At 44.4% G+C, this 25,204-nt stretch carries 24 protein-coding genes; 3 read left to right on the top strand and 21 right to left on the bottom strand.

Translation table 11 applies throughout. From position 1 onward, the window contains the following. Positions 1-3: 3 nt before the first annotated feature. Both WKT17_RS11920 and WKT17_RS11925 read right to left on the bottom strand, forming a co-directional pair. Positions 4-708: an ABC transporter ATP-binding protein gene (locus WKT17_RS11920; protein WP_173749078.1), complete on the bottom strand. Its 705-nt coding sequence runs from the start codon at positions 706-708 to the stop codon at positions 4-6. A 23-nt stretch (positions 709-731) separates the two neighbouring features. After that, on the bottom strand, positions 732-1,313 hold the full coding sequence (locus WKT17_RS11925) for a TetR/AcrR family transcriptional regulator (RefSeq protein ID WP_173749077.1): 582 nt from the start codon (positions 1,311-1,313) through the stop codon (positions 732-734). A gap of 299 nt (positions 1,314-1,612) precedes the next feature. Between WKT17_RS11925 and WKT17_RS11930 the strand changes: the two genes are divergently transcribed. The 3 genes from WKT17_RS11930 to WKT17_RS11940 are packed head-to-tail and all read left to right on the top strand — an operon-like array spanning position 1,613 to position 2,546. Continuing rightward, positions 1,613-2,065 (top strand): DUF6773 family protein, encoded by a 453-nt coding sequence (locus WKT17_RS11930; RefSeq protein ID WP_291681153.1) that lies wholly within the window; start codon positions 1,613-1,615, stop codon positions 2,063-2,065. Between the two features lie 29 nt (positions 2,066-2,094). Next, a complete protein-coding gene (locus WKT17_RS11935; RefSeq protein WP_291681154.1) occupies positions 2,095-2,322 on the top strand; it encodes a putative signal transducing protein in 228 nt (75 codons plus the stop codon). A gap of 44 nt (positions 2,323-2,366) precedes the next feature. After that, the gene (locus WKT17_RS11940) at positions 2,367-2,546 is read left to right on the top strand and encodes a helix-turn-helix transcriptional regulator (protein ID WP_173749088.1); all 180 of its coding nucleotides are present in this window, start codon (positions 2,367-2,369) and stop codon (positions 2,544-2,546) included. Positions 2,547-2,575: 29 nt separating this feature from the next. Here the strand turns inward: WKT17_RS11940 and WKT17_RS11945 are convergent, their stop codons facing one another. The 19 genes from WKT17_RS11945 to WKT17_RS12035 form a co-directional block, all read right to left on the bottom strand. Further along, positions 2,576-3,739 carry a ComEC/Rec2 family competence protein gene (locus tag WKT17_RS11945; protein ID WP_291681155.1) on the bottom strand — a complete coding sequence of 388 codons (1,164 nt, stop codon included), beginning with the start codon at positions 3,737-3,739 and terminating at the stop codon, positions 2,576-2,578. Positions 3,740-3,912: 173 nt separating this feature from the next. Then, positions 3,913-5,514: a xylulokinase gene (locus WKT17_RS11950; RefSeq protein ID WP_291681156.1), complete on the bottom strand. Its 1,602-nt coding sequence runs from the start codon at positions 5,512-5,514 to the stop codon at positions 3,913-3,915. A 77-nt stretch (positions 5,515-5,591) separates the two neighbouring features. Beyond that, positions 5,592-5,750, bottom strand: a complete 159-nt coding sequence (locus tag WKT17_RS11955) for a DUF2804 family protein (protein WP_226853558.1) — start codon at positions 5,748-5,750, stop codon at positions 5,592-5,594. Between the two features lie 49 nt (positions 5,751-5,799). Then, entirely contained in the window at positions 5,800-6,471 is a 672-nt protein-coding gene (locus WKT17_RS11960) for a V-type ATP synthase subunit D (RefSeq protein WP_173749072.1), read from the bottom strand. Between the two features lie 14 nt (positions 6,472-6,485). Next, positions 6,486-7,859, bottom strand: a complete 1,374-nt coding sequence (locus WKT17_RS11965; RefSeq protein ID WP_173749071.1) for a V-type ATP synthase subunit B — start codon at positions 7,857-7,859, stop codon at positions 6,486-6,488. Next, positions 7,859-9,625 carry a V-type ATP synthase subunit A gene (locus WKT17_RS11970; protein ID WP_173749070.1) on the bottom strand — a complete coding sequence of 589 codons (1,767 nt, stop codon included), beginning with the start codon at positions 9,623-9,625 and terminating at the stop codon, positions 7,859-7,861. Before WKT17_RS11970 ends, WKT17_RS11965 begins: the two co-directional genes overlap by 1 nt. A gap of 20 nt (positions 9,626-9,645) precedes the next feature. Continuing rightward, positions 9,646-9,966: a V-type ATP synthase subunit F gene (locus WKT17_RS11975; RefSeq protein WP_173749069.1), complete on the bottom strand. Its 321-nt coding sequence runs from the start codon at positions 9,964-9,966 to the stop codon at positions 9,646-9,648. After that, positions 9,959-10,936 carry a V0D/AC39 family V-type ATPase subunit gene (locus WKT17_RS11980; RefSeq protein ID WP_291681157.1) on the bottom strand — a complete coding sequence of 326 codons (978 nt, stop codon included), beginning with the start codon at positions 10,934-10,936 and terminating at the stop codon, positions 9,959-9,961. Before WKT17_RS11980 ends, WKT17_RS11975 begins: the two co-directional genes overlap by 8 nt. A 21-nt stretch (positions 10,937-10,957) precedes the next feature. Then, on the bottom strand, positions 10,958-11,557 hold the full coding sequence (locus WKT17_RS11985) for a V-type ATP synthase subunit E (protein WP_291681158.1): 600 nt from the start codon (positions 11,555-11,557) through the stop codon (positions 10,958-10,960). Between the two features lie 40 nt (positions 11,558-11,597). Beyond that, complete coding sequence (locus WKT17_RS11990) at positions 11,598-12,074, bottom strand: V-type ATP synthase subunit K (protein ID WP_173749066.1); 477 nt, start codon at positions 12,072-12,074, stop codon at positions 11,598-11,600. Further along, a complete protein-coding gene (locus tag WKT17_RS11995; protein WP_291681159.1) occupies positions 12,071-14,107 on the bottom strand; it encodes a V-type ATP synthase subunit I in 2,037 nt (678 codons plus the stop codon). Before WKT17_RS11995 ends, WKT17_RS11990 begins: the two co-directional genes overlap by 4 nt. Positions 14,108-14,146: 39 nt before the next feature. Then, a complete protein-coding gene (locus WKT17_RS12000) occupies positions 14,147-14,455 on the bottom strand; it encodes a hypothetical protein (protein WP_291681160.1) in 309 nt (102 codons plus the stop codon). Between the two features lie 230 nt (positions 14,456-14,685). Further along, a complete protein-coding gene (locus WKT17_RS12005; protein WP_291681161.1) occupies positions 14,686-15,930 on the bottom strand; it encodes an ABC transporter substrate-binding protein in 1,245 nt (414 codons plus the stop codon). A gap of 85 nt (positions 15,931-16,015) precedes the next feature. Beyond that, a complete protein-coding gene (locus WKT17_RS12010) occupies positions 16,016-17,068 on the bottom strand; it encodes an AI-2E family transporter (RefSeq protein ID WP_291681162.1) in 1,053 nt (350 codons plus the stop codon). 46 nt (positions 17,069-17,114) lie between these two features. Beyond that, positions 17,115-17,789 carry an RluA family pseudouridine synthase gene (locus WKT17_RS12015; RefSeq protein WP_173749063.1) on the bottom strand — a complete coding sequence of 225 codons (675 nt, stop codon included), beginning with the start codon at positions 17,787-17,789 and terminating at the stop codon, positions 17,115-17,117. A gap of 1,105 nt (positions 17,790-18,894) precedes the next feature. After that, positions 18,895-20,004, bottom strand: coding sequence for a peptidylprolyl isomerase (locus WKT17_RS12020; protein WP_173749062.1), 1,110 nt, complete (start codon positions 20,002-20,004; stop codon positions 18,895-18,897). Between the two features lie 86 nt (positions 20,005-20,090). Next, positions 20,091-23,645, bottom strand: coding sequence for a transcription-repair coupling factor (mfd, locus tag WKT17_RS12025; RefSeq protein WP_340272991.1), 3,555 nt, complete (start codon positions 23,643-23,645; stop codon positions 20,091-20,093). A 4-nt stretch (positions 23,646-23,649) separates the two neighbouring features. Then, on the bottom strand, positions 23,650-24,240 hold the full coding sequence (gene pth / locus WKT17_RS12030) for an aminoacyl-tRNA hydrolase (RefSeq protein WP_173749060.1): 591 nt from the start codon (positions 24,238-24,240) through the stop codon (positions 23,650-23,652). 10 nt (positions 24,241-24,250) lie between these two features. Then, complete coding sequence (locus WKT17_RS12035) at positions 24,251-25,204, bottom strand: TIGR03943 family putative permease subunit (RefSeq protein WP_173749059.1); 954 nt, start codon at positions 25,202-25,204, stop codon at positions 24,251-24,253.

The raw sequence follows: 25,204 nt of genomic DNA on the forward strand, positions 1-25,204 counted from the left end.
CACCTACCATTCAATGGTTTCTACCGGAACCGGATGCTCGTTCTGTTCCATGGAAGAAACCTTTCCGTTTTTGATATGAATGATGCGGTCTGCCATAGGAGCTATTGCAGAGTTATGGGTAATGACAATCACAGTCATCCCCATTTTCCGGCAGGTGTCCTGTAAAAGTTTCAGAATAGATTTTCCTGTATTGTAATCCAGCGCACCGGTAGGCTCATCACACAAAAGAAGTTTGGGATTTTTTGCCAAAGCCCTTGCTATGGAAACCCTTTGCTGCTCACCACCGGAAAGCTGTGCCGGGAAATTGTTCAATCGTTCTCCCAGCCCTACCTCCCGCAGTACCTGTGCCGCATCCAGCGGCTCTTTGCATATCTGCAGCGCCAGTTCTACGTTTTCAAGAGCTGTCAGATTCTGTACCAGATTGTAAAACTGAAATACAAATCCAATATCATCTCTCCGGTATCCTGTCAGTTGTCTGGAATTGTACTTTGCCACATCGCTGCCATCCACCAAAACCTGCCCCGAAGACGCGGTGTCCATGCCGCCCAGGATATTCAGTACCGTAGTTTTCCCCGCACCACTTGGGCCAACTACAACTACAAATTCGCCTTTTTTAATGGAAAAACAAATGCCGTCCACGGCCCGTATTTCCACCTCGCCCATCTTGTAAATCTTTGTCACATTTTCTAACTTTACATAATCTTCCATGCTTTCTCCTCGCTGTACTTCCTTTATGAAACCTGGGTCGCTCCTTGAATCCCTTTTATCAAAAGCTGTCCCGTAAGGGCCGCCATTCTCTCCGGACTTTGGGTAAAGTCCTGTTCAAACCAGTATCTCACAATACCCAACGCGCCTGCTGTGCAATACTGAAACTGTACCTGAAACTCCAGGGAGTTCCGGTCAAAACTTTTCGGATACGCAGTGAGATACCGCTCAAAAATACTCTCCAATAAATTTTTCCCACTGGAAACCATACTCCTTGCCCTCAGCAGCAAAATGCAGCTTTCCCTCTGCTCATATAGATACCGGAAAGCCTCTGCCGTCACATCTCCCACATGGTCCCGCAGTTCATCCGGAGTATACTTTTCTGCCATGTGCTTAATATCCCGACACATGTTTTCTTCTATTTCAGACAGCACGGAATACACATCTGTGTAATGAAGATAAAAAGTATTTCTGTGTATATGCGCCGCCTCTGTCAATTCCCGAATGGAAATTTCGTTTATCTCTTTTTTCTTGGACAATGAAATCAGAGCCTGAAGAATACTGGCCTTTGTCTTCTCTGTCCTTTTATCTGTGGTTTCTCTTTCCATTATGTAAAACGCTCCATAAGTTCCTGTGCAAATGCACAATTTCTACATTTTCATATTACTGTGAGAAGGTTGGGTTGTCAATGCGGCAAGTATTAAATAAATATAAATTATTTCTATGGACAATCAAAATCCCGATTCTGTTATACGCATATCCTTATAATGTCAAGTATATTTTAAAAATGCAAAATATACTTGACATTATATTATTTGAGGCGTATGCTGAAATCAGAAGAAGAGGGAAACCTCCATCATCATTTAACTTTATTCTATCATTCCTACCAAAAGAGAGGAGGATATCTATGAAACAATTTTTCGATGAACGACAAACGCAAACAGCAGAGCACCTGGGAACCATCAGTTTTTATGTAATTTTTCTGGTATCCATCACTGCTATTCTAATCCAACTGACGTTCTTCTCTGCTCCCTTGCAAAATGTACTTGGAGAAACCGCTGCAGTTTTAACTGGCGGTCTTGTGTATTTGAGCGGCTGTATAAAGAATGGCCTCTGGAGTTCCGACAAGACCAAAAGTTCCTGGCGGGAAAATCTCATTCTCAGTCTGGTATGCTCTGGGATTTTCAGCATTTTTTATGGATTTGCCATAAGCCGCAAAGCAAGCGCTGATACTGCTATCGGCAAATACGTGTGCTTTTTCTTTATCGGAATCACCCTAATTAGTTTTATAGTAACTACACTTTTGGGGGCTGGTGCCCGAAAACAGGAACGAAAACAGGAAGAAAAGTATTCCGATTAACTGCTATGGACAGAAAGGAGGCTTTTATAATGAAAAATGATGAATTGATTCCTCTGTATACCGCAAAAGACAATCTGGAAGCTGCTATGATTGCCGATGTTTTAGAAACAAATGGAATTGCTGCTGTCATGCAGGACGAAAGCAGCATGGGAGTTCTAAACCTTTACGGCGGATTTTCCAAAGCCGGAATTTTCATTTATGTGACAAAAGAAAACTATGAAAAAGCAAAAGAACTTTTAGAAGGTATGGGATTTTGAGAAAAAAAGAAACAACGGAAAAAAAGACGGAAAAAAATATAAAAATGAAAATAGCCAGAATGGAAAAGAATCTTTCGCAGATACAACTGGCTGAGCGGGTTGGGGTTACCCGGCAGACCATCGGTATGATAGAAGCCGGGGACTTTAACCCTTCTTTAAAACTCTGTATTGCTATCTGCAAAGAACTCGACTGTACATTAAATGATTTATTTTGGGAAGAATAGCCCAAAAGCAGGCTGTCTTCCCTCTTTTCTTATGGCTTACAGCTTCCGCAATCTGTATAGCCGCTTTCTCTCAGCATTTGAATATCTCCTTTATAATAAGCCCGGTTTTCCTCGTTCATGTTCTTCACAGAGGTGCAATCCGGCCTGTGAATTTTCTTTGTATGGATATTGAGGATATAATCGCAATTCTGTGCGTCACTATTATTCAGTATATCCGGATTTTCTCCGCTTTCCTCCTGTCCGCCGGAAGCCCCGCGCTGTCCCGGCGTATAATCATTGCAAGGCTCCTGTTCAAAGGAAATGCTGTTTCCGTCACTGTGCAAAATAATGGTTCCCTGCTTATCTGTCCGGAAGAGCGGCACTTGCTCTTCCTTAATCAGAGACACGGTATCCTGCCTGGGATGTCCATAACTGTTATCTGCCCCGCAGCTTATCACGCAATAAGACGGAGATACCTGTTCAAAAAATCTCCGACTCACATGGGAACCATGATGATTCATCAACATCACATCTGCTTTAATCTCCGTACCAGCGTCCAAAATTTCTTTTTCGCTTTCCAAACCTATATCACCGCCGATAAAAAAGCGATTCTTTCCATTTTCCAGAATTATTCCCACAGAATCCTGGTTTTCGTCTTCATGTCCATACGACACAGGGGAAATGATACGGAATTTTGCTGCCCCAAAAGCAAACTGTTCTCCCACCTTCGGGTGCAGTGCTTCATAGGATTTCTCCTTCACTGCCTTTTCATAAGAACGGTAAATAGCGGAATCTGTCTCATAGTCCGGTGTAATCAGCGTATCCACCGGAAAATTATACAGCGCACCGATAGCCCCCGCTAAATGATCTTCATCAAAGTGAGAAATCAAAATATAATCCAGCTTTTCGATTTTCTGCTCTTTCAGATAATGAACTACAAAAGACGAACTTTCCCTCGCTCCTCCATCTATCAGCATGTAATGTCCCTCTGACTCTGCCAGAATGGCATTGCCCTGTCCTACATCCAGATAATGTACTGTCAGTGAAGCATGTGCCGAATCCGCCTGCGCTTCTTCCTGTGTCTGTATCGGTTCTTCATTCTGCTGCGCAGCGTCTGCCTCTGTGCTGCTGATATCCATAGCATTGCACCCGGTAAGGGAAAACAGCAGTATCAGCATATATACCAGAAGATGTTTCCATTTTCGTTTTATCATATTTTTCTGCCCTTTCTTTTTAGTTTTACAGAACATACGTTCTTGCATTGCATATACTATCACAGATTTTGCGCTTTGTAAATAGCAAAAAAAGGCAATCCTGCCCGCCAAAATACCCCTTCTCTCTAAAAGGTATTCTTGCCTGCAAGGATTGCCCTTCCAAACCACTTTTCTTATTTCAGATTGTCCACGGCCGCTCTCTCAATAGCCAGCCCTGCTTTATATCTTACCATAAATTCATCAAAGCCCTTCACATCTCTTTCGTCCGGCTGCACTTCTGTGCCTTTCTGTCCGGCAAAGACTTTATTGCCCAGATACTCTTCCAGACTTTCGCCCTCTTCTTTATTTACCAGGTAAGAAGCCAGTACAGCAATTCCCCAGGCACCGCCTTCTCCCGCTGTTTCCATTACGGACACCGGTGTATGAATCGCACCGGACAGTAAATTCTGTCCCACGCCTTTTGTCTTAAACAGGCCGCCATGTCCCAGAATTTTGTCCAGTTTCACGCCTTCTTCTTTCAGAAGAATATCCATGCCTGTTTTCAGTGCGCCCAAAGAAGTAAACAGATGCACTCTCATAAAGTTTGCCAGATTGAACTTGCTTTCCGGTGTGCGGACAAACATCGGACGCCCCTCTTCAAAACCGGTAATATGCTCTCCCGAGAAATAATTATAAGACAGAAGACCGCCGCAGTCTGCATCTCCTTCCATCGCTTTGCGGTAAAGGGTTCCGAAAAGCGGATTCATATCCACTTTCATCCCCATGCTTTCTGCAAATTCCTTGAAAATACCCACCCAGGCATTTAAATCAGAAGTACAGTTATTGCAGTGTACCATTGCCACCAGGTTTCCGGTAGGTGTCGTCACCAAATCAATTTCAGGATATACCCTGGACAACTCTTTTTCCAGAACTACCATAGCAAACACCGAAGTTCCCGCAGACACATTTCCTGTGCGCCGGGCCACACTGTTGGTTGCCACCATTCCGGTTCCTGCATCTCCTTCCGGCGGACACAGCGGTACACCTGCTTCCAGTTCGCCCGTAACGTCCAGCAATTTGGCACCTGTCTCTGTCAGACGGCCTGCCTCTTCACCAGCCACCAGCACCTTAGGCAGAATATCGGCCAGCTTCCATGGAAATCCATAGGATGCAACCAGTTCATCAAACTGTTCCGTTCTCTTTTTATCATAATTGCGGATATTCATATCCACCGGGAACATACCGGAAGCTTCCCCAACCCCCAGTACCTTTTCTCCAGTTAATTTCCAGTGTACATAGCCCTCCAGAGTCGTCATAAAGTCAATGTCTTTTATATGCTCTTCTTTGTTGAGAATTGCCTGGTATAAGTGTGCAATGCTCCACCTCTGAGGTATGTGATAGGCAAAAAGCTGCGTCAGTTCTTCGCTGGCACGCTCCGTCATGGTATTTCTCCAGGTTCGGAATGGGACCAGCAAGTTTCCTGCCTTATCAAAAGGCATATAGCCGTGCATCATAGCACTGAATCCCAGTGCAGCCAATTTTTTCACAGGCACACCGTATTTCTCCTTTACATCTTTTACCATATCCTGATAACTGTCCTGAATACCTTTCCAGATAGCTTCCTCGCTGTAGGTCCAGATATTGTTTACCAGCTGATTTTCCCACTCATGACTTCCGGACGCAATCGGTTCATTCTTTTCATTCACCAGAACTGCCTTAATTCTGGTGGAACCAAGCTCAATTCCAAGTACTGCTTTTCCGTTTACTACCGTACTTTTGTTTGCTTCTGCACTCATGTATATAGCCTCCTTGTAATTACGAATTCTTCTATCTTCTATTATACATACTTGTACGGTTGTAACGCTACTTGTTTTTAATACCGATTACACACTTTCTCCGCAAAGCACATCATATCCTTCACCACAATCTCTTTCCCGTCGTCCAGCACAGCTTTTCCTCTCATTTTTCCGAAAACCTGGTGCTGGTTCGACTCGATAACATTAAAAACATAGAAAAACCCCGTTCCTGGCACTCTTTCTCTCGAAATTTCATACCAAAAACAAGGCTTCTCTTATTGCAGCTTATTTCACTGCATATTCTTTTTCTTTATAATGATGTGCTTCTTCCAACATCATATCCTTCACCTTCATCAGACGAATCTGCGTACTTCTCTCATTTTCGTCCAACTTCATGGTGATATATTTGATATTTCGCTGCGTCTCCGGAATAATGACGTGTTCCAGAGCATTTACACGCCGCCTGGTCTTCTCGATTTCCGCTGCCATCAGCTGGCAGGATTTTTCCACTTCTGCAAGCCTTAACATATCCGGCAGAATATCGGCCAGGGATTTTACCGCGCCGTCCAGGTCGCCGGAAGTAAAAGCAAAACCATAAGAATAAATATCATTGGCGTCTGCGGTTCTGGTCTTGGTATGAAACACCGGAATATCCACACTCATGACATTTTTCTTGTCTGCTTCCAGATAGACTTCCTGCTTGGGGGCCATTAAGGCCGTGTTTAAAATCTGCTCAGACATACCTGCCTTTGCAATCACGAAATTCTTATTCGCCGACAAAATCCCTTTTTCCACTTTCTGGCGAAGAGCCATGTTTTCTCTTACCAGGTCCAGAAACTGACGCATCAGTTCATCTCGCTTATCCTTTAAGAGTTTATGGCCCTTGACGGCAGTTACCAGCTTCTTTTTCAGGCGGGTGAGTTCCATTCGGGTAGGAGTTACCTGCGTAGATGCCAAAGTATCACCTCTTTCTAGTATTTGCCGTAATATTCGTCTAAGAATTTATCGTCAATACGTTTCAGTTCGCTTCTCGGCAGAATGGAAAGCAATTTCCAGCCGATTTTCAGTGTTTCTTCGATATCTCTGTTTGCCATATATCCCTGAGAAACGTATTCCTTCTCAAAGGCGTCTGCAAATTTTGCATAGATAATATCAATATCAGAAAGCGCTGCTTCACCCAGAATGACCATAAGTTCTTTCGCCTCTTTACCACGGGCATACGCTGCGAAAAGCTGGTTCATGGTATTGGAATGGTCTGCACGGGTCTTTCCTTCGCCGATACCTTTATCCTTCAGGCGGGACAGGGAAGGCAGTACGTCGATAGGCGGTGTCACACCTTTTCGGTACAGTTCACGGCTTAAGATAATCTGTCCCTCTGTGATATAACCTGTCAGGTCAGGGATTGGGTGGGTCTTATCATCTTCCGGCATGGTCAGAATCGGAATCATGGTAATACTTCCCTTTTTGCCTTTCTGACGTCCGGCTCTTTCGTACATGGTTGCCAGGTCTGTATACATATAACCCGGATAACCACGGCGTCCCGGAACTTCTTTACGGGCTGCGGATACCTCACGAAGAGCGTCCGCGTAGTTGGTAATATCCGTAAGGATAACCAGAACGTGCATATCCTTTTCAAATGCCAGATATTCTGCAGCAGTCAGTGCCATTTTCGGTGTGGCAATACGCTCTACCGCCGGGTCATTCGCCAGGTTGATAAAGAGAACCGTTCTGTCAATAGCGCCTGTCTCTTTAAAGCTTTCTACGAAAAAGTTGGATTCCTCAAAAGTAATACCCATAGCTGCAAATACAACGGCAAAGTTTTCTCCTGAACCGCGTACCTTTGCCTGTCTCGCAATCTGCGCTGCAAGCTGTGCATGAGGCAGACCGGAAGCGGAGAAAATCGGCAGCTTCTGTCCACGAACCAGGGTATTCAGACCGTCAATGGCAGAAACACCTGTCTGAATAAACTCTTCCGGATAACTTCTGGCAGCCGGGTTCATCGGCAGACCATTGATGTCTCTTCTCTCGTCCGGCAGGATTTCCGGACCGTCGTCAATAGGACGTCCCAGGCCGTCAAAGACACGTCCCAGCATATCCTCAGATACGCCAAGTTCCATGCTTCGTCCCAGGAAACGCACCTTACTGTTGGACAGGTTGATACCGGTAGAACTTTCAAAAAGCTGTACCAGCGCATTGCTTCCGTCAATTTCCAGAACCTTGCAGCGGCGAGTTTCACCGCTGGCCAGTTCGATTTCTCCTAATTCATCATAATGTACATTTTCAACGCCGCGTACCAGCATAAGAGGGCCGGCAACTTCCTGTATGGTTCTATACTCTTTCGGCATTAGAAGTCCTCCTTCCCTAATACATTGGCAATTTCTTCTGAAAGCTGTTTTAAGACAGCTTCATACTCGTTGTCCAAATTGTCTTCTGTTACATATTTAAAACGTCCGATTTTTTCACGAACTTCCAGTTTTACAAGGTCCTGAATACCCGCACCTTTTTCCAGTGCTTCTGCCCCCTGCTCATAGTAAGCCACTACCAGTTTCATCAAAAGATGCTGCTTTTTCAGAGAACTGTAAGTATCCACTTCATGGAAAGAGTTCTGGTGCAGGAAGTCCTCACGGATAGAACGGGCTGCTTCCATTTTCAGGCGGTCACCTGCGGAAAGCGCGTCCATACCAACCATTTTTACGATTTCTTCCAGTTCTGCCTCGTCCTGCAGAAGGCTCATCATTTTCTGACGTCCCTCCATCCAGTCCGGCGCTACTTTTTCATTGAACCATTTTTCCATGTTGTCCAGATACAGAGAGTAGCTGGTCAGCCAGTTAATGGCCGGGAAATGTCTCTTATAAGCAAGAGACGCGTCCAGCCCCCAGAATACCTTGACAATACGAAGAGTTGCCTGGGAAACCGGCTCGGAAATATCACCACCCGGAGGAGATACGGCGCCGATAACGGAAAGGGCGCCTTCTCTCTTATCCTTCCCAAGAGAAATCACATGACCGGCTCTCTCGTAGAACTGAGCCAGACGGGAACCCAAATATGCAGGATAACCTTCTTCACCCGGCATTTCCTCCAGACGTCCCGACATCTCTCGAAGAGCCTCTGCCCAACGGGAAGTGGAGTCTGCCATCAGCGCTACGGAATATCCCATATCACGGAAATATTCTGCAATGGTAATACCGGTATAAATAGATGCCTCACGGGCTGCAACCGGCATATCGGAAGTATTGGCAATAAGCACAGTTCTCTCCATCAGAGACTGGCCTGTTTTCGGGTCTTTCAGTTCCGGAAACTCGTTCAATACGTCTGTCATCTCGTTTCCGCGTTCTCCGCAGCCGATATATACAACGATGTCCGCTTCCGCCCATTTTGCCAGCTGGTGCTGAATAACGGTTTTTCCGCTTCCGAATGGTCCCGGAACGGCTGCCACACCACCTTTGGCAATAGGGAAGAAAGTATCAACAACACGCTGTCCCGTTACCAGAGGCATTTCCGGCGGAAGTTTTTTCAGATAGGGACGGCCTTTACGAACCGGCCATTTCTGCGCCATGGTAAGTTCTCTGTCACCATTTTCTCCTGCAATCACAGCCACCACTTCGTCTACGGTAAATTCTCCCGCTTTAATCTCTTTGACAGTACCTTTGACGCCATAAGGAACCATGATTTTATGATTGACTACGATAGTCTCCTGTACCGTACCGATAATGTCGCCGGCTTCTACCGCATCACCTGGTTTTACCGCAGGAACAAAGTCCCATTTCAAATTTCTTTTCAGAGAAGGAACTTCCACACCTCTCTTTAAATTGGTGCCGGAAACCTTCATAATATCATCCAGAGGTCTCTGAATACCGTCATAAATACTGGTAATCAGACCTGGTCCAAGTTCTACGGAAAGAGGCTCCCCTATGGATTCTACCGGTTCTCCGGGTCCAAGTCCCGAAGTTTCCTCGTATACCTGAACAGATGCCTCATCTCCATGCATTTCTATGATTTCACCAATCAGACGCTGATTACTTACACGAACCACGTCGAACATATTCGCGTCACGCATGCCTTCTGCAATAACCAGCGGTCCTGCTACTTTTTTAATCGTACCCTTGCTCATGGTCACGTATCACCTGCTTTCTAATTATTACTGAACAGAATGTCAGAACCGACTGCCTGTTCTACAGAGTCTTTCACTCCCTGCACTCCGTCGCCTGTATTTCCGAATACACCGGGAATCCGGATAACAGCGGGCAACAGTCTTTCCTGAAATTTCTCTATTATCTGTCCGCACTCGGCTGCCGCAGCTTCCGTGATATAGACAATTCCATATCCGCTGTCGGCCAGAGCTGCTAATCTTTCTTCTGTTTCCCTGCGGTTTGCCACCGGGAAAATTTCAAGACCCAGTGCGGCAAATCCGTAAATACTGTCGTAATCACCTACCACTGCAATCTTATACATACATTTCCCTTACCCTTTCCCGGATAGCCTCCTCGGAAAAACCATTCTGTTTTCCGGAAAGAATAATCCGCACGGTTTTTATTTCATTCTCCCTTGCCAGCAGGTACGCTACCAGCGGTCCTACGGAAAAGGATTCATATTTCTGGGGCTGCATAGTGCGCATCATACGGTTGTCGCACCATCTCTCAAATGCGGAAGATGATTCTGCAATAGCTGCTGCACCTTCTGCATAAACAGTTCCTGCCAGATAGTCCACAATAGCCTCCATGCTGCTGCATGCCGCCTTTGCCAGACGTTCCACATTCAGCGACTTGCATGGTGCCATTGCACGTTTCATAAATTCTATTGTCTTTGCGGTTTTCTGTGAACGCACAGCAATCTTAATATCCGCAATGGCTACCATAGATTCCGCATAATCCCGGATAATGCTGTCTGTCGCCCGCTCTCCTGCATGGTACACAGCCTCAAGAGCCGCCTTATCCACAATCACATCACACAACTGCCCGTCTCCTGTATGAAGAAGGGTTTCATAAGCTTCCTTTGCCGCGCTCGCCATATATTCAGGAAGTCTGGAAAATTCTTTGCTGCGGATAATATCCAGCATTTCATCCGGTGAAATATTGGTATCCTCATAGTAAATTTTCCGGTTCCTTCCATTCTGGGAAGTGCAGGCTTCTTTAACGGCTGCCTTTAAGTTGTGAAACAGATTGGGATAGGAAAAAACGTCAAACACAGACATATCCACATGCAAATCCCGAATAGTCTCCCACGCCTTTTCCTGCTCACGGTCTAAAATTGCCTCTGCCTTTGCAGGCGTATCTGCGTCTCCCCAGCCCTTTTCCTGCAAAAGCTGAATACATTGCTGCTCTGTACTGCAGGCCAGAAGCTGTTCAATCACTGAAGCGTCAAACAACGCTGTTTCCAACGCCCGGATTCGCGCAACCGCATAGGTATATTTCGTACTAGACAAGTCCATTCCTCCTTTTTGCGGTTATGCTTCTAAAAATAATAAACGGTGAACTTTGTCAGAAAGTTCGTCTCTTTTGGAACTGAACATAGCCTCAAAGGTACAGTTTTCTTCAATTCCTCCATATATAAGAACAAATCCGCCGCATACCTTTCTGCTTTCCTTTGAAAGTGTCAGTACGCCGCCTTTCTCTCTTGCTATCGCCTGAATCTCTTCTTCAAAGCCCTGAGGCAGTCTCTTTAAATCTGTGTCAGAAAAACAAATTTCCCCTTCCTGTGCCAGCACAAACTTATGCAGCATTTTTCTGAGAAGGGCAAAATAGGTTTCATCATCTGCGTCCAGCAAGGTTTGATATGCACTGTCCAGCACCTCTTTGATGATTTCCTGTTTTGCTGTAAGGAGTGCTTTTCTTCTCTGTAAATCACAGGAAGAAACAGCACGTTCCTCAACCGCTTTCACCTCTTCTTCTGACTTTTGGGAGATTTCTCTGCACGCAGCTTCTGCCTCTTCTTTTCCCTTTTCCTTCACTGCATTTGCCTGTTTTTCAGCATCTGCAAGGATTTCTCCGGCAGCGGCTTTTGCTTCTTCAAGAATCTGGCTTTTCATTTTTTCTAATCCAGTCATTCTTCTGCTCTCCTTTACGATTTCTGCAATAAAAACTCAATTAAAACTGAAGATTTGTTACAGCCAGAATGGAAATCAGAAGCGCCAGGATTGCATAAGTCTCAACCATTGCAGGGAAAAGCATAGCTTTACCGAACTGTTCCGGTTTCTTAGCAACAATTCCGATGGCTGCTGCAGATGTCTTGCCCTGAGATTTTCCGGAAATCAATCCAACAATACCGATAGGAAGACACGCTGCCAGTACCAGAAGCCCCTGCTGCGGTGTTAATTCCAACATTCCGCCGCCTAAAAGTCCGATTTTAGACAGTGTAATAAATCCAACCAGAAGACCATAAATACCCTGTGTACCCGGCAGAAGCTGCATAATCAATACTTTTGCAAACTTGCTTGGGTCTTCTGAAACAACCCCTGACGCAGCCTGACCTGCAATACCAACTCCGATTGCAGAACCCGCACCTGCTAAAAATACTGCCAATGCTGCACCTAATAATGCATAAACAATTCCTAAATGACTCATAAACTTTTTTCCTCCTTAATATCCACATACTTTGTATTGAACTTAAACGGGTGAAAGGCTTTTCCTCCACCCTCATAAAATTTGCCGAAAAATTCAACAAACTGCAGACGGTTCGTATGAACGTAGGCGCCTAAAATATTGATGGCCATGTTAAAGGTATGTCCGAATACAAAGACTACCAGGAACACAACTACACCTAAAACGCCGTCTCCCCTCATACTGCCCATCTGGTTAATAACCGAAGCAATTACACCGGTTGCCAGTCCCAGCGCCAGAAGACGGGAATAAGAAAGCACATCGCTAAGCCAGCCTGTTACATTATAAATATCGTAAGCACCAAGGGCCAGACGAAGCCCGAAGTTCTTACTGGAACGTCCTGACATAAACAGAAGTCCCAACGCACCTGCAATAGCAAGAATCTTTCCTGCGCTTCCCACAAACGGTGGGAAAATGCTGGGGTCTACCTGCGCAATAGAGGCAAAAATAGAACTGGGCAGCAACAGTAGCAGTAATCCGATAAGGAATACATACCACAACACCACATCGCAGAAAAAGTCCAGAACTTTCTTGTCTCTTAAAAGCATATACCCCTTAATGCCCAGTCCCACAAACAAATGAATCAGACCAAATGCCATGGAATACATCAGCATACGCATGGGCTCATTTAAAGGAACAAACCAAAGCGCCTTTACAAGACCGCCTTCCGGAACCTCCACATGGAAAAAGGTTCGTGCCACTACATCTATGGCATCTCCAAAATATCCGCCAAAAAGGATACCCCATATTAAAGTAGAAACCCCGCAGTACATAAACATCTTAATGGATTTTTTCAAAGACTGTTCCATACGCGGGAACTTCTTCAGTATCACAAAACAGCCCAGGAACATCACCAGCCCATACGCTGCATCGGACAGCATCAATCCAAAGAAAAACACATAGAAGAAGGACATCAGCATTGTGGGGTCTATTTCTCCCTTTTTGGGAAGACCATAGGACTCCAGAACACCTTCCACGGATTCTGAAAATCCATTGTTTTCCAGAAGCACCGGCATCTCTTCCTCTTCCGGGATTTCCTCTGTCTCAAAGCTTAAATCAAAGTCCGCATTTAATGCTTTTTCCAGCGCGGGTACTGCCTTTGCTGGTACATAACCTTCTGCCAGAAACGTTTTCTTTGACTGGGGAAGTTGTCCCAGTATCTGATATTTCTCGGCTCTTGCCCGGAAATAGTCTGAAATCAGTTTGAATTTCTCCCGTTCAGAAGCATAGGAAGCAATTTTATTGCCACATTCTTCCATCTCCTGCTGCAAAACTGTAATTTGCTGCTGCAGGTCTTCTTTTTCCCTGGCCGGAATCTTGCTCATACTCTGAGACGGCCTGGCAAATCCACTCTGCCGAAGAATTTCTTCCACTTTTTCCACATCTTTTTTCAGGCAGACCACCGCAAGATACACCGTATCTCTTTCCGAAGATAAAATAGAAATATCCACTCCGGACACCTCCGGCGCCTGCTCTAAAATCAGACTGTAAATATCTTCCAGTGTCAAGCTTCCTGACATCGAACCAATGAGCACTGCCGCAGTTTCCGTTCCCTGGAAATCTCCGGGAATATCCAGATTCATCCACGGACGCAGGGCCTCTATCTGATTTTCCAGCTTCTGCACATTGGCTTTGCACTCTGCCGTCTGCTTATGCAGTTTGACCACTTGCGCCGCCATATCCAGAACTTCCTTTTCCCTATGGGCAGTTTCAAGATATTTGCTCTTTTCTATCAGGTCTTTGCCTTCCAGACTGGCAAACATGGATACCTTTTCCGGTACATACTCCTGAAGAATATTCAGCGCCGTGTCCGCCAAAGCTGCATTTTTCTCAAATGCGCTCCGATCTTCCTGAGTATTTACTGTCTGAAAACCCTCTTCTTCACTTTCAAATCTGGAGATTTCCATAACACCCATGGACTGAATTTTCTCTAAAATGGCTTTTCTGTCCTTTTTCAGCGCGCAGATACTGACTTTTTGCATCTGCAATACTGCCATATTCGCATCACTCCTTATTTCCTGTTTTTGTTGGCAGTCTTATATCAGACTTTCAATAACAGCCTGTACTGCCTGCTTTTCTTTTTCTTTTGCAGTCCTTTTTATTTCTGCAATTTCCTTTTCTGCCGATTTCAAAGCTTCTGCAAGCCTTCTCTCTCCGGCAGCCTGCGCAGCTTCTCTATTTGCTTTCGCCTTCTCCTGCGCATTCTCAATCATAGTGGCCTTCGCCCGCTCCGTTTCCTGTTTCGCCTGCTGGAGAATCTGCGCGCCCTGACTTTTGGCATTAGCTGCAATCTCCTCCGCTTCCTGTTCAGTTTTCCGGATTTCTTTGATTGTTTCTTCTACCACAGTATCACCACCTTCACATAGTTTGATATTACTATGAATTATGCATTTTGTCAATTTAATAACGAATTTTGTCGTCTCAATCGCCAATATTATTGGTTTCATCCCTGTTTCCAAAAGACAAAAGGAGAGATTGTGTTGATTTTGTACAATCTCTCCTTTTGTCTTTTGTGTGTTTTAACAAATTATCTTGTTAGCAATTCACTTCTTTTATTCACTTTCACATCAGCGCTTTATTCATATAAATAATTAGCGTATTCTTTAGAATCCACATTGGAACTGTCTATCCACTGATAGCCCGTATTGATAAACTTATCATTTGGCAGCCCCATATCAGCCCGGATACCGGAAATAATCGTAGCATATCCCATTCCATAAGCGTTCTGCACAAAGGTTCCAAGCTCTGTTCCGTTTTTCACTGCATTCACCTGCTTTTTACCTGCATCAAATCCCAACACGGTGATTTCTTTCCCGGAAGCTGCTACGACATCCAGAACGTCATTGGCTGCATACTCATTTGTACAATAATAGCCCTTCACTTCCGGATACAAAACCAGAACAGCCTCTGCCATTTCCGACATACTGTTTTCTTCGTTTTCATGAGAAATATTCACAATCTCAATCTCGGGATAGTTCTTTGCAATTTCTTCTGTAAATCCCTTTTCCCTATCCTGACTGCTCTTGGAAGTTTCTGCATGAGCCATAATCGCTACCTGCCCTTTATTTCCAATAGCTTCCGCCATCTTTTTGGCTGCTTCTGCCCCTGCCGCGTAATTATCTGTAGCGCACACTGTATTTACCAGTTCACTTTCCACACCTGAGTCCAAAATCACCACGGGGATTTCATTTCCCATAGCCTCTTCCAGCTGTGCGCCGCAGGATTCCATATCTATGGCTGACAGACATAAAACCGTAGGATTTTCCGCCAGAACTGCGTCAATGGTATTAATCTGGCTTTCCACATCCAGCTCATCTGCAGGTCCTTCAAAGGATAGTTTAACCTTATCATCTCCTTTGTATCCCATTTTTTCATTCAAATCTTTGACTGCAGCTGTCATTCCCTTTTTCACAGTCGCCCAGAAATTGGATTTGGTATTTTTTACCACGACTGCAATATGACTTCCCGGTTCGGGATTTAATTCTTCCAGAGCCGTATAGTCTATGGTCCCGGCGCTTTCTTTCAGCACTTTCATTGTCATATCTTCTGCCATATCACTCTCTTCGCCTGCAGCATCCTGGCCTTCTTCCTCTGTCGGGTTTTCCATTTCACTGCTTTCCGAATTCTTATCCGCTTCTTCTTTTGCCTCTGTATCGCTGTCTTCTGCTTTATCTTCTGTCTTATTTTCTTCTGTCGTCTTATCCTCCGTCTGTGCCTGAACGGTATTTTTCCCATTTTTATCGGATTCAGATTTGCCGCATGCACTGATGCTTCCCATAGTCAGCATGGCACATAAAAACATTACCACTACTTTTTTCATGACTTTACCCGCCTTTTACAACAATTTATCTTTGGATTTAAAAACTACGTTTCCATTATACACGAAAGCCATTATTAGTCCATAGCTATTGCTTTTTGTTTATAAAATTTTTTGAAATTCCGTAGATAAGAAGCGCAGACAGAGGTCCCAGAAGAAAACCGAAACCACCGTACAAAAAAATCCCCAAATATACGGACAGCAGTACCAGCAGGGGCGAAACTCCCATATGATTCCCAATGAGCCTGGGTTCCAGAATCTGTCTTACCACCGCTGTCACCCCATATAAAACCAGAAATCCTACCCCCTGGAAACTGTCCCCCAGAAGCATCTGAAAAATCCCCGCCGGAACCAGAAATAATCCCGTCCCCAAAACCGGAAATGCATCGAGAATCCCCAAGACCAGTCCATAACCCAAAAAGTGTCTGACTTTTAAAATCCAAAGACCACCGATACATAACAGACAGATAACAGCCATAATCTTCAACTGCGCGTGCAGATACTGCCCTACTCCCCGAAATACTTCCTGCGCCAGGCGCTTCATGTTCCTGAAAAAGTCCTGTTTTTCCAAGAACCCCCTGATTTTCTCCCGTTCCTGAAGGAATAAAATTGAGGACACAACAGCCACCATCAACATCCCGACGATTATCACACAGCAGCGGACAGATTCCATGGCCGTGTCCATTCCTTTTCCGTCCCGCAGAAAATAATTCCCTATATTTTCTATTTGTCCGCAAAGATACGCGCTGCTTTTCTCTGCTGAAATCCCCGTCATGTGTTCCACACCTTTGCAGCACTGCTCCAGCAAATCCTCTGCGTAATTTTTTATCACGGGATAATACCGCAGACAGTCCCCGATTTTCCCGGTAAGATAATCCGCCCCTGCCAAAAGTCCCCATACTCCCGTACATACAGCCAACAAAATCAACACTCCGCCAATGCCGCTTTCTGTCAAATGCAGAGTTTTTCCAAATTTAGTTTTTGCCATACCATAAGCCACCGGATGTATTATCTCAGCCAGAAGAAAGCCACAAAAAAAGGGGAGCATAACAGGAAAAACATATTTCATTCCCAGAAATACGCCCGCAATTACTCCCACTGTCATTAAAAATTTTTTCCGGTTCATCTTCGGTTCCCCCATACTTTCATTTATCCTGTTATGAATAGTATGAGAAAACAGAACCTTCCTATACTATAGGAAAATTTCCAACCGGTGTTACCTGAAATTCCATTTTTTTCTTTGTTGCCGGATGAAAAAAAGAAAGCTTATACGCGCACAGCGCAATCTGCTGCCACTGGTCCTTTTCCTTTTCTTCAAGGTTATATTTCGTATCTCCAAACAGAGGCATTCCTGCGTAAGCCATCTGTACACGAATCTGATGATGCCGCCCTGTGTGAAGATGAATTTCCACAAGGCTTCCCTCTTCCGTTTCCTTTAAAACGCAATAATCCAGTTCCGCCCTTTTGCTGGACGAAGTTTTCTTTTCCACAACTCTGGAGGTATTTGTTCTGGAGTCTTTTTCCATTTCATTTACCAGACGACCTTTTTTTTCTTCCGGCTTTCCCTGCACATAAGCCAGATATTTCTTCTCCATTTTCCCCTGCTGTATCTGCTGACTGAGGTCTGCTGCGCTTCCTTTATTTTTTGCAAATACAAGGATTCCCTGTACCGGCTGGTCCAGACGGTGGATAACCGCCAGATAGGTTCCCTGCCCTTTGCCTGCAAGATAATTTCTTAAAGCGCTCTCCATATCCATGCAGCCCGGCTTTCTGGTCTGTACCGGAAAACCGGCCGGTTTACAGCATACAACCACATCTTTATCTTCATATAATATATTTTCTTCTATTTTTATAGTATTCATCATAACCCCGTAATTTTGTTTTTTCTTTCTATTTTACCACAGAAATCGAACAACCGCTATATCTTCATCTTTTCAGATATAACGGTTGTTCTAATGTTCTGCGTTATTCAATTTTTTATTCCTTTCTCTCCAAACTTCTAAATTGACATTTACAAGTTAAGAATTTACGTTTTTCCCTTTCCCCTGTCTATAAATTCTATATGAATTTACTGAAAGTTTTCTATCAATCTATCTATGCGGATAATAAAAAGTTTCTGAACAAATAGTTCGGGCTATTTGTTTTCAAAGATTTTCTTTATACATTTCTTTTGAATATAACGTATCTTTTCAGATTCACGGAATACAACAGGTTTATTTCAACGAATACAACTCATTATACTACTTTTTCGCTATACTTTTAAATGATGTATAAATACTTTTCTCTTTTAAAATATATTTCTTTACATATATTTTAAAACCTTCTTATTATTTTTGTGGTAAACATTCAATATGAGGACACCTTTGATATTTACCTGAAACCTTTTCCTTTATCTATATACAGATATGTAAGGATTTTTTCTTTTTATCATCTTTTCAGGTCTTTCTTAGGGGAGTTATGCCTTACCACTCTCATATTGATAATTAGATTCTTCACATCCCATTGGACTGAACCTCCTTACCGTATTCAAAAACCCTTTCACCTTTCCATTACTTTTGTCCTTGGTACTTTTTCATTATTTTTATCACTTATTTTGTATTCTCCGTACACCTAAAGTTTTTTGAATAATGATTCTTCTTTTGTACCTTGTAGCCAACTTTAAAATTGATTTCTCGTTTCAAATTTTAAATTGGATATGAAGTAGTGTTTGTAAGGTGTTTTGTTTTTTGTTGATTTTATAATACACCACTCGCCTATATTTGTCAATATATTTTTTGTAAAAAGTTTTATTTTTTTATTATTTACTAATGCATTTTATTTAAGCTGTAAATTAATTATATTTTTCAGAATTGTATATTCAATTTTATTTTTTCATGACAGTAACTGCAAAAGAAGCCGTTATACACATTTCTGTGTACAACAGCTTCCCTTTTCCTATAAGTCCTCTGCATCAGACAACCGTTTATGCTACTCTGCTGCCTCTGTATTTGTTTCTCCGTCCTCATTTGTGCTGTCGGTTGTCTCAGGCTGCTTAATAGTATACTGATCATTGTCTGTGAGCTTTACTTTTTTCCACTCTTTCTTATCCACAGTGAACTTGGTCTCTTTTTTCCAGTCTTCCAGTAAGTCACTATAAGTTTCCTGTTTCCGCTGGTTTACAATACTCTCTTTTTCCTGGTCTGTAGCTTCACGATCCAAAACACTGTCCATCCTTACCACATAATAACCGCTCTCGCCTTCTACCACTTCTCCATAAAGAGTGCCGTCTGTCAGGGTCTTTGCAGCCTCTTTCACCTTATCATCCAAAAGACTGTCATCCTCACCGAAAGTAGTATCCACAGCGCTGAGGTTTTCATCCACCTCTTTAGCCAGTGCATCCATATCCGCAGAAGCCACATCCCCGGAGGCTTTGACCTTATCAAGAACAGCCTGGGCCTGGGCTTTCTTCGCCTGTTTTTCCTCATCGGTAATAGGGGTAGTGGTTCCATCCTCATTCAGGGTATCACTGATATCCACTTTACAGTAGGTAATTTTGCTCTGTGCAGCCTCGGAATCTTCCACATTCGTATCCACATCTGCCGTCATTGGCTCATACATACGGTTCTGGTAAGTATACAGTTCCAGAAGTGTTTCCACATCAGACTGTGTAACTGCCAGTTTTTCCAATGTTGCCTTATCATTGGCTTCTGTAAAAGCCTTTGCCGCTGTTTCGATTTCTTCCTGCTCCTCTTCGGAAACAGTCACATTATAGTCTTTTGCATGCTGCTTCAAAAGAATCATACTCTCTAACTGGTCTACCACACTTTCCTTTGTGGTATCTGCATATGTCTTTCCATCGCCTGCATCCTGCTCCCACATTCCTGTTGTACTTCCGCCCATCATAGCATAGTAGGATATCATCTGCGCCTGATTCATACGAAGCATCAGGTTCGCAGTTCCTATGGTTACAGTGTCCTCTCCTCCGGTAATCAGCGGTTTTGTTCCATCTATTTTATCACTGCCGCAGCCTGCAAGCGCTGTCATACTCATAGCGCCCGCCAGAACTGCACATGCAACTCTTTTTGAAAATCTATTCATATGTTCCTCCCTGTGTGCAATATCTTTTTCCATTATAGACGCTTTTTTCGTAGGGAGCAAGGGAATTTTCACGGAACAATGTGAATTTACTCTGTTTCCTCTGCCACGGATTGGAAATCTTTTAAAATACTGCCCAAAAGTTCCAGCACATCCAGCGTTTCCTTGGGTCTGCGTCCTTTTAAAGAAACCAGAAAATATGGCGTTTCCTCCAGTTTCATCTTGAGGTTATTCTTGTATTTTTCCAGAATAGGCGGGAATCCTGCCGGATTGATTTTGGCCCTCTCAAACATGGAAATCTTTACTTCTTTTCCGGTCTGCTTGATTTCCTTAATGTAAACCCTATGAGCCAACGCTTTCAGGCTTGCAATGGAAAGCAGATTCTGCACTGCTTTGGGCGGCTCTCCAAAACGGTCCATGAGTTCTTCCAGCATATCCTCGTACTCTTCCTCAGATTCAATCCCCGCAATCCGCTTGTAAATATCCAGCTTCTGATATTCATTTGGAATATAAGAAGGGGGAATGTAAGCATTTAATTCCAGGTCAATGGCAGTTTCAAAGTCTTCCTGCTTTTTCAGGCCTTTCTCTTCCCGCACTGCTTCTTCCAGCATTTTGCAGTACAAGTCATATCCCACAGCCTGCATATGTCCATGCTGCTCTGCTCCCAGAAGGTTTCCGGCGCCGCGGATTTCCAGATCCCGCATGGCAATTTTAAAGCCGCTGCCCAAATCTGTAAATTCCCGGATAGCATGAAGGCGCTTCTCTGCTACTTCTTTGAGCATTTTATTCTTCCGATACATCAAAAAGGCATAAGCCGTCTTGTTGGAACGCCCCACACGCCCCCGCAGCTGATAAAGCTGGGAAAGCCCCATCTGATCCGCGTCGTGAATAATCATGGTGTTGGCATTGGAAATATCCAGACCTGTTTCGATAATAGTGGTGGAAACCAGAACGTCAATCTCTCCGTTGATAAATCCATACATGATTTTTTCCAGCTGATGCTCATGCATCTGCCCGTGGGCAAAAGCCACATTGGCTTCCGGTACCAGCTTTGCCACCCGGTTTGTCACTTCGTCAATGTCATTGACGCGGTTGTATACATAATACACCTGACCGCCTCTGGCCATTTCCCTGCTGATAGCCTCCCGCACCATTTCCTCATTATACTCCATGACAAAAGTCTGGATTGGCATACGGTCCATGGGAGCCTCTTCCAACACACTCATGTCCCGGATTCCAATAAGACTCATATGCAGCGTCCTGGGAATGGGCGTTGCCGTCAGGGTGAGCACGTCCACATTTTCTTTCATTTTCTTGATTTTTTCTTTGTGGGTGACACCGAAACGCTGTTCCTCGTCAATGATTAAAAGTCCTAAATCTTTGAATTTAATATCCTTGGAAAGCACCCTATGGGTTCCAATCAGAATATCCACCAGACCTTTCTGCAAATCTGTAATGGTTTTCTTTTGCTGGGCCGGAGTTTTAAACCGGCAAAGCAAATCCACACGCACAGGAAAATCCTTCATTCTCTGAACAAAGGTATTGTAATGCTGCTGAGCCAGAATGGTGGTGGGTACCAGATAGACTACCTGCTTGCCCTCCTGAACTGCTTTGAAGGCAATACGGATGGCCACTTCCGTTTTTCCGTATCCCACGTCTCCGCAGATTAGACGGTCCATAATCTTTGGACTTTCCATATCTTTTTTTGCAGCTTCAATGGCCAGCAGCTGGTCTTCGGTTTCTTCATAGGGAAACATTTCTTCAAATTCCCGCTGCCAGACGGTATCCGGTTCATACTGAAATCCTGTCTGGGCCTGTCGGGCTGCATACAGTTTCACCAAATCTTTGGCAATATTTTTCACCGCACCCCGGACCTTGGTCTTGGTTTTCTTCCACTCCTGTCCTCCCAGACGGTTGAGCTTGGGTACTTTTGCGTCTGCTCCGGCATATTTCTGCAGCACGTCCAGCTGGTTGGGAAGAATATACAAAGTCGTATCGCCGGCATACTCGATTTTAATATAATCCTTGGTTACCCGGTCTACGGTAATCTTTTCAATGCCCTTATAGACCCCAAGTCCGTGATTTTCGTGCACCACATAGTCGCCAATGCTCAGTTCTGCAAAGTTCTGAATTTTTTTACCGCTGTACTCCGTCTTTTTCCGCCGCTTTTTCTTTGCCTGACCGAAAATATCGGACTCTGTAATCATAACAAATTTTACAAGGGGGTATTCAAAGCCTCGGCGCATACGTCCAAAAGCTGTCATAATCTCTCCGGGGGCAATGACCCGGTTCATATCCTCTGTAAAGAAGCTGTTTAATCCCTGTTCCCGCAAGTCTTCTGCCAGACGAGCCGCTCTGGTACGGGAACCGGAAAGCAGCAGAACCTGATAGCCGTTTTTCCCAAATTGTTTCAAGTCCTTTACCAGAAGTTCAAAACTGTTATTATAGGGGCTTACCGACTGGGCGGAAATATGAAACTGCTCCTGAATATCCCATTCTCCCTTTTTTTGCTCAATGGTACAGAGAGACACACCGTTTTTCTTGTTCAGCTTATGAATGGTCTCTTTACAGCTAATGAGCAAATCCGCCTGTCCGGACAATAGATAGCCCTTTTCCAGCCTGTGCTCCATGCTCTCCCGAAATTCCGTTTCCACAGCGTTTCCCTGCTCAGCCAGACGATTGGTTTCGTCCAGAATTACCAGCGTTTCCTCTGTTGTAAAATAGTCAGTAAATGTCACCGCATCTTTATAAAAATACCGCAAAAAATGCTCTGCCACAGAAAAATCTTCAAATTCCTTCAGACAGTCCACAGCCTCGTCCACGCTCTGTTTCAGTCTGGCTCCCTCTTCTGTTAAAAAGGCATCTCGAAACTTTTTCACTGCGGCGGTTTTCTCTTTTTCAATCCGCTCCAGTCCCTCTTTCAGCACCTGGGGACTTAATACAATTTCTGAAGCGGGATAAATCGTAATTTCCTCCAGATTCTCTATGGAACGCTGACTTTCTGCGTCAAAACTACGAATAGAGTCAATCTCGTCTCCCCACAGTTCAATACGCACGGGATTATCCTCTGTAAGCGGAAAAATATCAATGATTCCTCCCCGAAAACAAAATTGTCCGGGGGCCTCTGCCTGGGCGCAGCGCTCATACCCCATACCAAGCAGCTTTTTCTTCAGATTTTCCATATCCAGAGGGCTGTCAGCGCCAAAGTGCAGCGTGTGTTCCTCCAGGACGGAAAGCGGCAGCAGATAATCCATACAGCCGCCCATGCTGGTAATAACCGTCACTCCTTTTTTTTGCAAAAGAGCCGCCAAAACCTTCATCCGCTCTCTGGTCAGCAGATTGCCGTGAATATCTGCCTGAAAGAAAATCAAATCTTTTGCCGGATACAAATATACGTCCCTGTCATAGAGACGGTAATCCTCATATAATTCTTTTGCCTTTAAATCATTCTCAGCGATGATAAGACAGTTCTTCGCGCACGGCCTGCCATCTTTTCTTAAACCTTCTAAAAGCCCATATATCATATGGGCTTTCTGGGATTCCACGCAGCCCGAAAGCTGGAGGATACCTTTATGTTGGGGAATCCGCGCTTTCAGTTCCCCGTATTCGCTGAGTTTTTCCAAGGGCTGCATGAATACTTGCATTTGCTTACTCCTGTGTCTTTTTCTTTTTTCCTGCGCCGTTATAATGATTCATGGCCGCTTCTATCCCCTGTTCCAGAATCATTTCCACGGCATCGGCAGCTTCTTTTATCGCCGCATCTACCACTTCTCTGTCCTTTTCAGAGAATCTGCCCAGCACATGGTCTGCCAAATCCCAACCCTTGGGCTTGGCGCCTACGCCTACCTTTACACGGTAGAAATTCTGTGTGCCCAGCCGGGCAATCATACTTTTGATTCCATTATGTCCGCCTGCGCTGCCTTTTTTACGAATGCGAATCTGCCCCGGCTCTAAATCAATGTCATCGTAAATGACAATGAGTTCCGTCTCCGGGTCCAGTTTATAATAATTCACAAATTCCGCAATGGAATCCCCGCTTAAATTCATGTAGGTCAGGGGTTTGACTGCAAGAACCTTTTCTCCCGCAATTCTTCCCTTTCCGTACATACCTTTATGAGCAATGCCGCTTTCCGGAATATTGTGACGCTCTACAAGTTCGTCTATGGTGTCAAACCCCATGTTGTGACGGGTTTTTTCGTACTGTCTGCCTGGGTTCCCAAGCCCTGCTATTAAAAACATATGAGACTCCTTAGTTAAAATATACCAGTTCCTGTTTCAGAGGTTCTACCGGTTCCACAGACAAGGCGGTCAAAACAGGTCCTTCTTTGTGATAAGATTCTACGTATTCGTAGTCCACAACGGCTGTAACCTTTACCCATTTTCCTGTTTTCAGATGTCTGGCCTCCGGGCTTTTACACACATAACCGATAAAACTGGTGTCATCGGCACAGCAGGTCATGGCCATTCTTCCCGGCACAAACACATCTTTTGCAAATTCTCTGGATTTCAGTACCATTGCGGTAAAGGATACGGTTTTTCCTTCGTAAGTTTCCGGGTGATCCATGGCGTCAACAAACCAGATACCGTAATCCTCATCCATAATTTCGATAACGTCTGCGTCCACGTCAAAGGGCATTTTTTCTGCAAAAATGTCTTCGATTTCGCCTTCCTCATCTTCAAAAATAATCTCTGCACCCTGGTTTACCACTTTCACGCTTCTTCTGAAGGAAGCCAGCGGCATGTCCATGGAGGCGCGATTAAACAATACCATGTCTGCATTCCGCACCATTTCCACGAAAAGAGATTTCATGTTATTCATATATACCTGGAATGTACTGGCGTCTACTGTAACGATGTGCTGTACAATACCCCAGTCTTTTGGAAGCTGCATTTCTTCAAATTTGCTGACCTGCCACATACCGTTGTACTCAATGATGACACGTTCCGGGCTGTAAAAGGCATCGTAGGCCACCAGCCTTTCCGGGGTCAGCTCTTCCAGACTGTTCAGCACTTCCACAGAAGTTCTGCTTTTTTTCAGCTGCTTCTCATCAAATTCCACTTCTCCCTCTTCGCAGAGTATCAGAAGGGTTGGGCCGTCTATCTGGAAATAGTCCTGCGCTATGGTAAAATCCAGAAATGTGGATTTGCCGCTTTCCAGGAACCCTGCCATAAAATATATGGGAACTCTGATTTCGTCTTCCAT

Source organism: Blautia sp. HCN-20427, from assembly GCF_037890365.1.
GTDB lineage: Bacteria > Bacillota > Clostridia > Lachnospirales > Lachnospiraceae > Blautia.

Bases quoted from the DNA above. Each gene is read 5' to 3' on its own strand.
- WKT17_RS11965 (WP_173749071.1), bottom strand. From the start codon at position 7,859: ATGCCGAAAGAGTATAGAACCATACAGGAAGTTGCCGGCCCTCTTATG.
- WKT17_RS11935 (WP_291681154.1), top strand. From the start codon at position 2,095: ATGAAAAATGATGAATTGATTCCTCTGTATACCGCAAAAGACAATCTG.
- WKT17_RS11930 (WP_291681153.1), top strand. From the start codon at position 1,613: ATGAAACAATTTTTCGATGAACGACAAACGCAAACAGCAGAGCACCTG.
- WKT17_RS12020 (WP_173749062.1), bottom strand. From the start codon at position 20,004: ATGAATAGATTTTCAAAAAGAGTTGCATGTGCAGTTCTGGCGGGCGCT.
- WKT17_RS11975 (WP_173749069.1), bottom strand. From the start codon at position 9,966: ATGTATAAGATTGCAGTGGTAGGTGATTACGACAGTATTTACGGATTT.
- WKT17_RS11970 (WP_173749070.1), bottom strand. From the start codon at position 9,625: ATGAGCAAGGGTACGATTAAAAAAGTAGCAGGACCGCTGGTTATTGCA.
- WKT17_RS12035 (WP_173749059.1), bottom strand. From the start codon at position 25,204: ATGGAAGACGAAATCAGAGTTCCCATATATTTTATGGCAGGGTTCCTG.
- WKT17_RS11920 (WP_173749078.1), bottom strand. From the start codon at position 708: ATGGAAGATTATGTAAAGTTAGAAAATGTGACAAAGATTTACAAGATG.
- WKT17_RS12010 (WP_291681162.1), bottom strand. From the start codon at position 17,068: ATGGGGGAACCGAAGATGAACCGGAAAAAATTTTTAATGACAGTGGGA.
- WKT17_RS11985 (WP_291681158.1), bottom strand. From the start codon at position 11,557: ATGACTGGATTAGAAAAAATGAAAAGCCAGATTCTTGAAGAAGCAAAA.
- WKT17_RS11990 (WP_173749066.1), bottom strand. From the start codon at position 12,074: ATGAGTCATTTAGGAATTGTTTATGCATTATTAGGTGCAGCATTGGCA.
- WKT17_RS11940 (WP_173749088.1), top strand. From the start codon at position 2,367: ATGAAAATAGCCAGAATGGAAAAGAATCTTTCGCAGATACAACTGGCT.
- WKT17_RS11995 (WP_291681159.1), bottom strand. From the start codon at position 14,107: ATGGCAGTATTGCAGATGCAAAAAGTCAGTATCTGCGCGCTGAAAAAG.
- mfd (WP_340272991.1), bottom strand. From the start codon at position 23,645: ATGCAAGTATTCATGCAGCCCTTGGAAAAACTCAGCGAATACGGGGAA.
- WKT17_RS11945 (WP_291681155.1), bottom strand. From the start codon at position 3,739: ATGATAAAACGAAAATGGAAACATCTTCTGGTATATATGCTGATACTG.
- pth (WP_173749060.1), bottom strand. From the start codon at position 24,240: ATGTTTTTAATAGCAGGGCTTGGGAACCCAGGCAGACAGTACGAAAAA.
- WKT17_RS11950 (WP_291681156.1), bottom strand. From the start codon at position 5,514: ATGAGTGCAGAAGCAAACAAAAGTACGGTAGTAAACGGAAAAGCAGTA.
- WKT17_RS12005 (WP_291681161.1), bottom strand. From the start codon at position 15,930: ATGAAAAAAGTAGTGGTAATGTTTTTATGTGCCATGCTGACTATGGGA.
- WKT17_RS11925 (WP_173749077.1), bottom strand. From the start codon at position 1,313: ATGGAAAGAGAAACCACAGATAAAAGGACAGAGAAGACAAAGGCCAGT.
- WKT17_RS12015 (WP_173749063.1), bottom strand. From the start codon at position 17,789: ATGAATACTATAAAAATAGAAGAAAATATATTATATGAAGATAAAGAT.